This window comes from Limosilactobacillus ingluviei str. Autruche 4 (assembly GCF_000312405.1).
GTDB lineage: Bacteria > Bacillota > Bacilli > Lactobacillales > Lactobacillaceae > Limosilactobacillus > Limosilactobacillus ingluviei.
The window spans coordinates 1-13,851 of record NZ_HE997175.1; the positions used below are offsets into that span (position 1 = coordinate 1).

Below are 13,851 nucleotides of genomic sequence, written 5' to 3' on the forward strand. Positions count from 1 at the left end.
CCTTGCGAGGATAGGGCGTCGCCACGCGAGTTGAGTACGGATATCCGTACTCTTTTTTTATAGCGGTTCGCCGCTATATGCTGACTTAGCTCAGTTGGCAGAGCAACGCACTAGTAATGCGTAGGTCGGAGGTTCGAATCCTCTAGTCAGCATTAGTAAAGCTCGTCATCGTTTGATGGCGGGCTTTTTTCGTATTTCGCGTTCATTGCATAGCTGGTTAACTGCTAACCTTGTGATTTTTGGGAATTGGTCTATAAAATATGAAAGGGGTTGCAAGGTGGCGATAATCGGTTATCAAGTTCAGATTATTAGGTGTAAAATAACAGTATGGAAAAGTTGGCGCTTTCTTGGTTAATAATTCGATTATTTATCGCACGACTTTTCCAAAAGATTTACCTTTGGTTTAGTTGGTGCTATCCTTGGGTTGTTTAAGATGTTTTTGCGAACTTTTAAAAATGGTGAGGAGTCGATGATATGAAGAAAAACGTGAAAGAATTAGCGACGGCTACGGCAGTTGCGGCGGCCGTTGTAACGACGGGGGCCGCGGTTAATGCGACCACGGCTCACGCTGACGATGCCACAACCGGCGCCCCAGCTTCAACTGCTTCAGCAACGGTGCAAACGCCAACCGTCAAGGCCGAAAGTACGGCTAGTGCGGCGGTAACTACTTTAGCTGATGCAACGCAACAGGCGAATAATGCCAAGCAAGCCCTTGATGCGGCGCAAGCGGACAATGACGCCGCGCAAGGGGCGCTAGCCAACCAGCAGAATGAAGTGGCCAAGGACGCGGCGGCAGTTCAAGCCGGGGAAAAGGCGGTAGCCAAGGCGCAAACCGACCTGCAAAACGCTACCAGTGAAAATATTGCGGCAGCTAAGCAGGCAGTTACGGACCAAGAGCAAGTGGTTAGTGCCGCCCAGGAAAAGGTAGCCACCGCCCAAAAGGACGTTGAAACGACCAAGCAGGCAGCAGAGCAAGCCAACCAAGCCGTGAATGACGCGCAAGCTAAGGTTGACGCCGCGCAACAAAAAGTAACGGCGGCGACCAACGCTTTAGACGGCTCAGCCTTAGGAAAGGCCCAACAGGAATTGACGCAAGCACAAACTGCTGCTAAGCAAGCACAAGCTAAGTTGACGGCCGCGCAAAAGGCGTTAGCAGACGCACAAACGGCTAAGCAACAAGCGGATAATGCTTTAGCGGCCGCCAAGGAGCAACAAAAGCAAGCTCAATCGGCTTATGATCAAGCAATCAAGAATGGTGCTAAGCCAGTCGCGGCCGCAGAGGTAACTGATAACCAAATCACCTTACCGACCAATTACATGAGCTTGTTAAAGGCTTATTTTGGTGGGAATCTGTCCAGTGAGGCCTTGGCCAACCAATTAGCTGGTTGGATGGATAAGAACACCTTTAAGCACAGTGCGGCGGATCAACAGATCAAGCTCGACAACGTCTTTGCCTTGGATGAAGCAACGCGGACCGAGTTATCTGAATGGGCGGCCGGTTTGATTAATCAAATTCGGCAACAAACTGGTTACAACCCGGTAATTGTCACGACAAGTTCGGTTGAGTACGCGCACAAAATTACGCAACGCTACACGACGGATAACTTCAATAATTTTGCTGTTCCAGTTGATCACGATAACGCAGCTTTAAAGGATGTTGCTGACGAATATGGAACCCAATACGAAGAAGATCTGAGTGTCGAAACGATTCCTGGGACGGACAAGGTTTGGGTAAACCCAACCGCTAGCGCTAAAGCAAACGGGTGGCAAACCGTTAAAACCAGCCTGACCTTGGACCAATTAAAGGAATTGATCTACGACGGGTTGAAGGGCTTCTTGTTTAAGGATGCCGAGATGCACTGGACGCACGCCAAATCGATCAGTGGGCTGACCAACGCTGGGTTACCGCAGGATCACCAACAAGCCCTCGGGGTCGACATGGGCCAAGATGGTTGGCTCCACTTTGACTTCGGAACGACCACGACCAATGGCGTTCACAGCAAGATTGCCGATAACGCTACGCCAGCTAACCCAGCGGCGGACAAGGCTAAGTACAATTTGGACGTTGCCAACACGAACGTGCAAAACGCTACTGGTAAGGCCAACGATGCTTCGACCAAGGTAACCACGGCTCAAAAGAACGTTACGGACGCGGAAAACCAAGTTAAGACGACTAAGGAAGCCGTCACGAATGCGGAAAACCAAGTCAAGCAATTCCAAGGAACGCAAACTGAAAAGGAAGCCGCTCTGGCTAAGGCCAAGCAAGACTTGGCAACGGCCGAAAGTGATCTGAATAAGGCCCAGGCGGCTGCTGCTGATCCACAAGCTAAGTACGAAGCGGCCCAAGCTAACCTGACCAAGGCCCAAGCAGATTTGCAGGCGGCCCTTGAAAAGCTGGCCTTGCTCAAGCAACAGCTCAGTGATCTGGAAAACGCGCCAGCAAACCTGGCCAAGGCGCAAGCGGAATTAACGGCTGCCAAGGCCGCTTGGTCAGCGGCCAAGGCGGCGTTGCCAGAATTGCAAGTGCGGGCTGACGCCGCGCAAGCAGCGTTAGCGAAGGCCGAAGCGCTGTACAAGGCCGCCGTTGAAGTCTTGCAAGCGGCCCAAGCGAAAGTTGCGGCTGCTAAGGCGGCGTTAGCGGCGAAGGCAGCGCAAGTCGCGGCCTTAAAGCGGGTTGAAGCCCAGGCCGCGGCAATGAAGCACCAAGCGGCCCAAGCTGCTTTGCCACAAACGGGTGAAGCTACCCCGGCGGTTGGTTGGATGTCCGCCTTAGGCTTGGCAATGGTTTCCATGCTGACCGGGACCAGTTTATTGAAGAAGCGTCACAACTAGGTTAATTAAATTTGTGCACCATTGATTTTCACTAATTAACAATTCAAGATTTCCCAAGCCCCCACTGAGCTTTGTCTTGGTGGGGGTTTTTGGTGTTTATTAAGCACTTTCTTACTAAAGTTGAGGATTTAGCGGGTGGGATTTGCAGCATTAAGCGAAAAGATTGTTAAGGAGGGGAGTGTTACTGACGAAAAGTCAATAACAATTCAAAATAAAAACAATTTAAAATTATTTGTATTTTTATTGGAATATGAATTCGAATAGAAGAAAAATGAAATGATAAAAGAAAAAAGTAGCGATACTGAGCGAAAAATGACAGTTGGACTATGAGACAAATTTAGTAAAACGGTTGATTTTTGGAAGGTGAACAGCTAAAATCAAAACTGCTGATTTTTCGAATATAAAAAAATAATTTCTATCAATTTGGTGAAATGGAGGGTTATCACCCTCTTAATTATTTATCTGGAAATTAAAAAAAGAGAGGAATATTTCATAAAGTTATGGTTAGCCGGAAAAACACATTCTTAAAAATGCGCAAAACTGCCAAAAAAGTCAATCGATTTACAATTAAGAAAACTAGTCTTGGGGTTGCTTCAGTTGCTGTCGCCAGTCTCTTATATTGGAATGGCTTGACAATTCATGCTCAGGCCGCCGAAGCACCCAGTGTTGACGCGACGGTTTTAAATGACGCAGAAAGTCAATCGAATGACAAAAACCAAATTACTTTACGCCCAGTTGCTTCTACGAGCCAGACCCCGACGCAGACGACTTTAAACGAAGCGACGACCGCGGCTGACCGGACGGCATTAGTTAACGCCCGCCAAGCATTGCTTGATGCAATCAAAGCAGCTCAGGCCAGTGGGATTACGGTTGAGCAAGCGACTCCGCAGGTAACGGTTGCAGATCAAGCCACGAAAGACTGGGTAACCGCCACAACAACAGACTATCAAACGCAAGCGGCAGCCTTGCAGGAGCAGCTTGAAAACACGCAGGCGGCCTTGGCAAAGTGGGAGCAAGAACGGCAAGCGCAAGCAGAAAAATTTAATCCCAATCAAGCAATTGAAGCTACGGACAAAGCATACGTAGAAAACAGCTTTGAATACCATAATGATGCTGAAACGGTTCAAGCTGCCTATGTCAAAGTAGTTGACGGTCAGGAAGTTGAACAACCAATTCCGCTGACGGATGCCAATTTCAATGTTTTAGCAGACCAAAGTGGCAAGCCGCGTGATTTTATGGAAAATAATCCTGTCCGCTTGCAGGTAAATGATGTTACTGCCGATACCAAGTTGCGAATTAAGTGGACGAAAGTTTTAACTGACGCGAACACAAAGCGTTCCTACGATATGGTGATTGAATTATCTGACCCAATCATCGATCAACGCTTTGCGGGAGCGAATACCAAAGGGTTTTATGAAATTTTTCGAGACCCAGCTAATGGGATCGTCTTTGACCGGATTACGGCTTTAAAATTGACGAAGTACCTAGTTGAAACGGGAACGGATAAGGTTTATGAAGGGGAAGATTACTTTACCCAAGATACCTTAAATCGCCAAGTACCAATTGATGGCTTGGATTCCTTGAAGGCACGGGCGGAATTTGTGAAGCCAATTGATGGCAGCCTGGCGGCGTTTATTCCGAGTGGCTCGCAGATTATTCCGACCCCGCAAGACATTAGTCAGGGGAATTCTGGCGCGAAGCAATTAATTGAAAAAATTAATGCGACCCGACCTGCTGATCAGCAACTGAGTGAGACGGTGTACTATTCAAAAGGTTTTGATAAGTATATTGCCAATGCCGAAGCAATTGTTTTCTTAACGCAAGGGAAGGCTAGCTTTATCTTAGGGGTGGTGAACCCGAATACGCAAGGTGATCCAGATGATATTCAAACTGCCAATCCTGCGGATCCAGACCACCCGAATATGGTTTGGAAAGATTATACGCAGATTGGTTTTGGGATTTTAGATAAATCAAAATTTGTGAGCTATGATAAACCAACCTTGACGTATCATGAAGACCTGCTTCAGACGAGTGAAACAGTAACCGCCAGCCGGCAGATCAACTATCAATATGAAGGACCTAAAGCAAATGAACCGACTTTGCCGCCATCAGTAACGCAAGAAGCTGATTTTACGCGAACGGTGACAATTGATTATGCCCGGGTGTTGCAAGGCGACCCGGGGGTAGCAGCAACCCCATGGCAAACGGCAGTCGCGAGTCTACCAGCACAAAAGGTTCCAGTGATCGATGGTTATCATGCGGATCAAAAACAAGTGGCGGAAATTGCAACAAGCGTGGTAAAGATCAATGATGCCGGTCAAGTTAGTGGCCTTTCAAATGTAACGGTCACGTACCGACCAAACGGTAAGATTGTACCGGTGGACCCAGAAGGTCATGAGATTCCAGGGGTTGATCGACCAAGTTATTCAACTGATCCAAAGGATCCAACCAAGGTCACTCCGAACCAATCAGTGCCAGACGTGCCAGGTTACGTGCCGCGTGAAGAAACGGTGACGCCAGAAGATCCAACGAAGGATACGGAAGTGATCTACGTGAAGAAGGAGGCTGGCTTCACGGTGCGGTACCTGGATCAAGACCAGGACAACAAAGAAATCGACAGCCAAAGTGTCAACGGGAAGTACGGCGACAAGGTGACGTACAGTACGGCCGACGAACTGAAAGCGTTGAGCGACCAAGGTTACGTCCTGGTTGACGATGGCTACACCAGCAAAGTTGGTGGCGAACTGGGCGATGGCAACAACGGCAAGACCTACGATGTGATCGTCAAGCGCGGAACACAAACGGTCACGCCAAAGGCTCCCCAAAAACCCGGGACGCCAATCAACCCAAACGATCCGGAGGGACCAAAATGGCCAGTAGAAGTTGGCGACGTCCAACGGACGGCCACGCAAACGGTGCACTACCAAGGAGCTGGGAAGGATACGCCAGCTGACCGGACCCAAACGGCTGAAAACGTCTTTACGCGGACGGTGACGGTCGACAAGGTCACGGGGGAAGTGACGAGCACGACGGCGTGGACGCCAACGGATCACACCTTTGGGGCAGAAGCGACGCCAGTGGTAGCAGGCCACACGGCTGACCAAGCCATGGCCGGGACCCAGACGGCAACGCCGGACAACCTGAACGTGACGGATACGGTAACGTACCGGCCAAACGGGAAGATCGTGCCGGTGGACCCAGAAGGTCATGAGATTCCAGGGGTTGATCGACCAAGTTATTCAACTGATCCAAAGGATCCAACCAAGGTCACTCCGAACCAATCAGTGCCAGACGTGCCAGGTTACGTGCCGCTTGAAGACACGGTGACGCCAGACGATCCAACGCAGGATACGGAAGTGACCTACGTGAAGAAGGATGCCAGCTTTACGGTGCGGTACCTAGATCAAGACCAGGACAACATAGAAATCGACAGCCAAAGTGTCAACGGAAAGTACGGCGACCAAATCACGTACCGTACGGCCGACGAACTGAAAGCGTTGAGTGACCAAGGTTACGTCCTGGTTGACGATGGTTACACCAAGCAAGTTGGTAGCGAACTGGGCGATGGCAACAACGGCAAGACCTACGATGTGATCGTCAAGCACGGAACACAAACGGTCACGCCAGATGACCCACAAGAACCTGGGACGCCAATCAACCCAAACGATCCGGAAGGACCAAAATGGCCAGTAGAAGTTGGCGACGTCCAACGGACGGCCACGCAAACGGTGCACTACCAAGGAGCCGGCGCTAAGACGCCAGCTGACCGGACCCAAACGGCTGAAAACGTCTTTACCCGGACGGTGACGGTCGACAAGGTCACGGGGGAAGTGACGAGCACGACGGCGTGGACGCCAACGGATCACACCTTTGGGGCAGAAGCGACGCCAGTGGTAGCAGGCTACACGGCTGACAAAGCCACGGCCGGGACCCAGACGGCAACGCCGGACAACCTGAACGTGACGGATACGGTTACGTACCGGCCAAACGGGAAGATCGTGCCGGTGGACCCAGAAGGTCATGAGATTCCAGGGGTTGATCGACCAAGTTACTCAACGGATCCAAAGGATCCAACCAAGGTAACGCCGGATCAATCAGTGCCAGACGTGCTAGGTTACGCGCCGCTTGAAAAGACGGTGACGCCAGAAGATCCAACGAAGGATACGGAAGTGACCTACGTGAAGAAGGATGCCGGCTTTACGGTGCGGTACCTGGATCAAGACAATGGCAACAAAGAAATCGACAGCCAAAGTGTCAACGGAAAGTACGGCGACCAAATCACGTACCGTACGGCCGACGAACTGAAAGCGTTGAGCGACCAAGGTTACGTCCTGGTTGACGATGGTTACACCAACCAAGTTGGTGGCGAACTGGGCGATGGCAACAACGGCAAGACCTACGATGTGATCGTCAAGCACGGGACGCAAACAGTCACGCCAGCGGCTCCTCAAGAACCTGGGACACCAATCAATCCAAATGATCCCGAGGGACCAAAGTGGCCGGCCGAAGCTGGCGACGTTCAACGGACGCTAACTCAAACGGTGCATTATCAAGGGGCCGGGGCTGAAACGCCAGCCGATAAAATTCAGTCAGTAACTTTTGCAAGAAAAATTGTGGTTGATAAAGTTACGGGAGAAGTACGGTCAGATTCGTGGTCGCCGGAAGTATTTGGTTTTAGCAGTGAATCCACACCGAAGATCGCGGGTTATCGTGCGGATCGTGAAGAAGCAGGGGGTAAAACAGTTACGCCACTGGCGCTGAGCTACCGCGAAGTAGTTAGCTACACACCAATGGCAGCCAATGCTTCAATAACTCCTAAAGATCCAGCAAATAGGGTGGTGCCGCCTTCAAAAGTAGCAGTGGATCCGACAGAAGATGATCATGAAACGCCACTGCCAGAAGGATCGTTGGTTCCGACAGTTCAACCATTAAAGCCGGAAGCACCAGTAGATTCGGCGAATGATAATCCACTGACGCCGGAACTGATTACTCCAGGGGTGTTGAGTACGGATAGCAAAGAAGGTCCAACACGATTCGGAAAGGCTAACGCAGCTACCCTGAAGGAGAATGGTGACTCAAAGCAGGCAAAGCCACAGCAATTGCCGCAAACGGGGGCAAAATCAACAGTCCTACTTAACTTACTAGGAACATTAACGTTGTTAGTCGGTTGGTTCAATCGCCCACGTCGTGAAAATAAACGTTAGTTAAATCATGCTACGGGCAGCCTGAGAAAAAATCTTCCAACTTAAAAGCGCTAGAAACCACGTTACTGAAAACGTTGCTTTCTAGCGCTTTTTGTTGTTGCTATTTTCTAAATTCGCGTTTTACTAGTTGCCAGGCTTGGTTGTCATTGGATAAATACGGACGAACGTTTTTTAAGGGTCCTTGCTTGTGTAACTGATATGTAAGGTTAAAAAGTATTCTTACCGTTAGTTTTAATGGCGATAAGCTGAATTTTTTATATTTTGTCCAGGACAAAAACGGCTTGGTGTCGCATGATAAATAAAGCTAATTTAACTTAGCTGTCGAAAAATCAATGATACCAAGGGCTTTGGCTAACGGGCGATCAATTTGGCCATTCAGAAACGGAATTGTTCGTTGGATTAGCTTTTTATATGAAAATATAGTCATATAATACAAAAATTAAGGAAAAATTTCCGACTTATTATTTTTTTAGTTTAACGGCCGTTATTTAAGAGTGAAGCGTTTTCACTCCTAAAATGGTTTTCACTTGACAATGGCGCTAATCGTTGATTTAGCAACCAGCGGTGCGTTTAATCACCAGAAAATTAAAAAATCATGAGGTTAAAAAACACCTTATCACCTTTAAATTCATGAAAGGCGCTTTCATGTCACGTGAAAACCGAAAAATATTCTTTTTTCGCATAATGATCAGTCTGAAAATGAAATATTCATGAGTAAACTCGAACCGTAAACAAGTTTTGGATTTTAATATACGACTAAGGAGTGAACATCATGAACAAGACAGTAAAGAGTTTCGCGGCGGCAACAGCTTTGGCGGCAGCAGTGACTGCCGGTGTAGCAGTCAACCAAACGGAAGCGCAAGCTGATAGCCTCACCCCCCTTTCAGCAAGCCAAGCCGCCCCAGTCCAATCAGTTGAAAGCACCCAAGCAACGGTGAACCAGGCCAGTGATGCGGTTGTCAACACCCAAGCAACCCTGATCAGCGCCCAAAGTGATTACGCCCAAGCGGCCAGCGATTACGCGACCCAAGCGGCGGTCGTCGCTGATGCGTCGGCGGCTGTGGCCAACCAAGCCAGTGCCGTGGCTGCGATGCAAAGTGCTGCGGCCACGACGAGTGCCAACCGGGCCGCGTTAAACGAAGCCCTGCGCCAACAAGCCGGCACCGTCGCTGCCACGCAAGCAGCCTTAACGGTTAAAGAAGCGGCGGCTAACACGGCTCAAGCCCAACTTAACACGGCGCAAGCCGCGACCCAAGCGGCCCAAGCCCAAGTTGCTACCGCCAGTGCCAACGTGGCTAAGTTGCAAGCGGCCTTAAACGATCCGGCCTTGGACGCCGCTCAAGCCAAGTTGACGGCAACGAAGCAAGCGCAAAGTGACGCGGCTGCGACCCTGGCTGATGCGCAAACTGATTTAGCCCACGCTAATGCGGCGGTAGCCAACGCCCAAAGTGACGTTCAAGCGGCGACCCAAACGGTCAAGACGACCACGGCGGCCCAACAAGCAGCGCAAACGGCCCAAAGCCAAGCGGCCGCAGCAGTTAAGACCGCCCAAGCGCAATTGAACGCGGCCCAAGTCGCTTGCCAACAAGCCCAAACCGCTGTGGCGAAGGCCAAAGCCGTGGACAATGCTAACCAAATCGTCCTGCCGAAGGGTTACGCCCAAGCCTTGAAGGACTTTATGGCTGGGAAGCTTTCCGCACAACAAGTGCAAGTGATTGCGCTGGCTGGAAACGGCAATTGGGATAGCGTCAAGGTTAACAAATTTGTCCACAACGCGGCCGACCAAGCGACGGTGATCGACAACGTCTTTAACATGAGCGTGGCGGCCCGGACGGAATTGACCAAGTGGACGGCCAACCTGTTGAACCAAATTCGGCGGGCAATGGGGACGACGCCGCTGGTCGTCAGTGAAGGCTCCGTGGCGTACGCCCAAGCCGTGGCGGCGCAATACGATGCCGATGGTTTTAACAACTACGCGGAACCGGGCCACGACACCCACGCCCTCTACAAGATCGGTGATCAATTCAATACCTTCTGGGAAGAAGACGAAAGTATCAACATCGTGTGGAACCAAATGGCCCGCAATAAATTGCCGGGCTGGCAAACGGTCAAGACCAGCGTTACCTTGGATGCAATCAAGGAAAACATCTACAAGGGCCTGGTCGGGATGCTCTTTAACGATTTGGATTCCAACTGGGGCCACAGTGAATCCTTAACCGGTTTGATCAACGCCAAATTGATTACGGGTGACCACCAACAAGCCTTAGGGGTCAGCGTGGGCCACGATGGTTGGCTCCACTTTAACCTCGGGACGACCACGGTTTACGGCAAGACTAATGTCTTAGGGCAAAAGCTGCTGGACTTGACGGTGACTGGGCACGCGACGGCGGCGCAATTAGCAGCCCTGCAAGCCGCGCAAGCCAACTTGGCCACCGCCAAGGCCAACTATCAAACGGCCCAAGCCAAGTTGACTCAAGCAACGGCCCAAGTTAAGGCTACGCAAGTCCAGGCCGCCCAACAAGCCTTGCAAACGGCCCGGGCGAACCTGAGTCAAGCCCAAGCCAAGGTCAAGGTGGCCCAAGCGGCGGTGAAGACCGCCCAAGCTCAATTAGCGCAAGCCAAGGCGGCGGTCCAAGCGGCTCAAGCTAAGGTTGACCAATTGCTGGCGGGGCACGCGACTCAAGCAGCGGCCTTACAAGCGGCCCAAGCAACGTTAGCCCAAGCCCAAGCCAACTTAGCAACGAAACAAGCCGTTCAAGCTAAGGCACAAGCGAAGTTTAACGCCAGTCAAGCAGCGGTCAAGACGGCCCAAGCGGCAGTCAGTGCGGCGCAAACGAAGCTGGCGGCCTTAAAGGCCAGCCTGGCTAGTCAACAAGGGGCACCGGTTGATTTAACGGTCGCCCAAGCTGACCTGGCGGTGGCCGAACAAAAGTTGGCAACGGCGACGGCCCAATTACAACTGTTGAAGGCCGCCGTGGATGCCAAGGCCGCGGTAGTTGACCAAGCCCAAGCGGCAGCCGAGGCAGCGACTGCGAAGTTAGCTAAGGCGCAAACGAAGTTAATGAACGTGAAGGCCCAAGTTGAAGAACCAGCTGTCCAACCGATTGTGATTACGGTTGCCCCTGGCAAGACCGCCCTGCTGATGTTAAAGGCGGCGGCTGAACAACCAGCCTCAGCCTTGCCGGCAACGTTGCCAGCCGTGGTACCGGTCGCAAAGACGGTTGCTCCAGTTGTAACCCCAGTGGCGCCAGTGGTGATCCCAATGACCACGGCGGCCGCCCAAGCGATCGTTGAAGCCGCCGTGGCGCCAGTCGCGGCCATCAGCCAGGTCCAACCGGCTGTGTCTCACGTAGCTACAGCGGTGCAAGATACGGTCGCACCGGTGGTCCAAGCAGCAACCGCGAACGTGAAGGACAAGGTCAGTGAAGTCACGGCCACGTCGGCGACGGCGCAACAAACGCACGCCAACATCCAAGCGGGCTTGCTGGCCAGTCTGGGACTGATGCTGACGACGGCTTTGGCTGGGGCCGGCTTGGCCTTCAAGCGGCACTAAGAAAAAAGAGAGTGGGAAATAACCTCCTCGGCAAGCCGGATGGATAAGCTAGGACGAAGGTTGACGCGGTACGCGTCGTTCGTACTTATCCACTAGGCTTGTGGTTATTTACCACGTGATCTGTGTAATATTCGAAAACCAACAGAGGCTGGGAGAAAACACGGTTTTCTCTCAGCCTCGGGTGAGAACCCCATGGGCGAGGAAGAACCTGGTCGTCCTTAATGGCAGTGAGCGTGCTCATCTGCCTAAACGTCTGGGAATTTGTGTCCCAGAGGTCTGTCGGGGTGATAAGGCCGTTCTCGACCCAAGTTCGTCAAGGGGTTAATTGACGAGACTTAGTCGTATATTCCAAAACCAGAAGCCTCCGGTGCCTGATGCGCCGGGGGCTTTTGGTTTATAATGGAAGAAAAATGACAAGGATGGCGGTGAACAAAATGGATTACCAAGCAGCGTTAACAATTTTGCGCAACTTTCGCGCCGCGCGGGGCTGGGACGATTATCATAACCTCAAGGATTTAGCCCTGTCGGTTAATTTGGAGGCCAGCGAGGTCTTAGAAATCTTTCAGTGGAAGCCCGAAGGCCAAGCCTTGACGGATGCAGAAACGGCACATTTAAAAGAAGAAATTGCCGATACCTTGATCTACCTCTTTTACATGTGTGACCAACTGGGGATGGACCCGTATGAAGAGATCGCTAAGAAGATGAAGATTAATGAAGGGCGTCACTGGAAAGAAGATCAAAATTAACCACAAACGCCGCTGGCTCCTTGCTTGATGGAGCTAGCGACGTTTAAATTAGGCTTCGGTTGTAAATTGGGAGCGGTGGCCCTTTAATAGGAAAAGGTACGCGCACAGGGAGATGAAGGCCGTCGCCGAAACGTACCAGAAGAAGAGGCTTTCGTGGTGGAGGCTCCGCAACCACAGGGCCACGTAGTTAACGGTGCCGCCAAAGAGGGCCACGGTCAGCCCGTACGGCAAGCCAACTCCCAGGGCCCGGATTTCACTCGGGAAGAGTTCGGCTTTTACGATGGCATTAATTGAGGTGTAGCCCGAGACAACAATTAGAGCGACCACCATTAACCCAAAGGCTTGCTTGCCGGTGGTGGCGTGGCCTAGCAGGGTAAAGAGCGGGACCGTTCCCAGCGTGGCCCCCAAACCAAAGAAAATTAGGAGCGGGCGCCGGCCGATCCGGTCGGATAATGCCCCAAAGAGGGGTTGGAGCAGGATCATGACCAAGAGGGCGACGAAGTTGATCAAAGCGACCTTTTCCTTGGCCAAGCCGACTGAGTTAATCATGAATTGTTGCAGGTAGGTTGTAAAAGTGTAGAAACAAATCGTCCCGCCTAAGGTCATCATGATGACGATCACGACTTGCTTGGGGTAGCGAAGTAAGAGCCGCAGCGTACCGGCGTTGGCTTGGTGTTGGTTGCGGCGGGTAAATTGGTCGGATTCTTCCATCGACAGCCGCAACCAGAGGACAACCAGCGCTCCCACGGCCCCGATCGCAAAGGGAATCCGCCAGCCAAAGGCGGTGAGTTGGGCGTTGGTATAAAGCTTTTGTAGGACAATTTGCACCAGCAGGGCCAACAATTGCCCGGCAATCAGGGTGACGTATTGAAAAGAGGCGTAAAAGCCGCGCCGGTGGGGACTGGCCATTTCCGACAGGTAGGTAGCCGAGGTGCCGTATTCCCCGCCGAGCGAGAGGCCTTGGAGCAAGCGGGTGAGGATCAGAATGAGGGGTGACCAAAGCCCGATGGTCGCGTAGGTTGGCACCAAGGCGATGATCAGCGAACCGGTGGCCATGATCAAGACGGAGACCGTCAAGGCGGTCCGCCGGCCGTGGCGATCTGCCAAACGACCCATCACCAACGACCCCAACGGGCGCATAAAGAAGCCGATCGCAAACACGCCCGCGGAGGCTAAGAGTTGGGCGGTTTGGTTGCCGGCGGGGAAGAAGGCCCCGGAGAAATAGATGGCAAAGGACGCGTAGACGTACCAATCAAACCATTCAATCAGGTTACCCAAAGAACCCTTTAAGACGTTGCTGGCGATTTGTTTTTCACTCCGGACTGGCAAATTAAAGCCCGGGGCTGCAGTTATTTCACGCATATAATTTCCTCCAATCTGGCGGTGAGGACACCGTTTTTAGTAAGTGGGGTTATCATAGCGAGTTTTGCGGTTTTTTAAAAGGGTTAAATGAGAATATGATGAGAAAATAAGTGCAGCCGGCCGCAGACCCCGGGTGGCATAAGCATTTAATGGG

General features: G+C 51.7%; 5 protein-coding genes and 1 tRNA gene. 5 read left to right on the forward strand and 1 reads right to left on the reverse strand.

All coding sequences use genetic code 11. The features are described from left to right. Positions 1-79 precede the first annotated feature (79 nt). From BN54_RS07400 to BN54_RS07420, 5 genes are all read left to right on the forward strand, one after another. Positions 80-152, forward strand: a tRNA-Thr gene (locus tag BN54_RS07400). A gap of 322 nt (positions 153-474) precedes the next feature. Then, positions 475-2,832 carry an SEC10/PgrA surface exclusion domain-containing protein gene (locus BN54_RS07405; RefSeq protein WP_019206545.1) on the forward strand — a complete coding sequence of 786 codons (2,358 nt, stop codon included), beginning with the start codon at positions 475-477 and terminating at the stop codon, positions 2,830-2,832. A 530-nt stretch (positions 2,833-3,362) separates the two neighbouring features. Further along, entirely contained in the window at positions 3,363-8,036 is a 4,674-nt protein-coding gene (locus BN54_RS09875; protein WP_268869345.1) for a mucin-binding protein, read from the forward strand. Positions 8,037-8,808: 772 nt separating this feature from the next. After that, positions 8,809-11,589, forward strand: coding sequence for an SEC10/PgrA surface exclusion domain-containing protein (locus tag BN54_RS07415; protein WP_019206548.1), 2,781 nt, complete (start codon positions 8,809-8,811; stop codon positions 11,587-11,589). A 434-nt stretch (positions 11,590-12,023) separates the two neighbouring features. Beyond that, positions 12,024-12,335, forward strand: coding sequence for a nucleotide pyrophosphohydrolase (locus BN54_RS07420; RefSeq protein ID WP_040470078.1), 312 nt, complete (start codon positions 12,024-12,026; stop codon positions 12,333-12,335). Between the two features lie 48 nt (positions 12,336-12,383). Here the strand turns inward: BN54_RS07420 and BN54_RS07425 are convergent, their stop codons facing one another. Then, the gene (locus tag BN54_RS07425) at positions 12,384-13,697 is read right to left on the reverse strand and encodes an MFS transporter (protein ID WP_019206550.1); all 1,314 of its coding nucleotides are present in this window, start codon (positions 13,695-13,697) and stop codon (positions 12,384-12,386) included. Positions 13,698-13,851 lie beyond the last annotated feature (154 nt).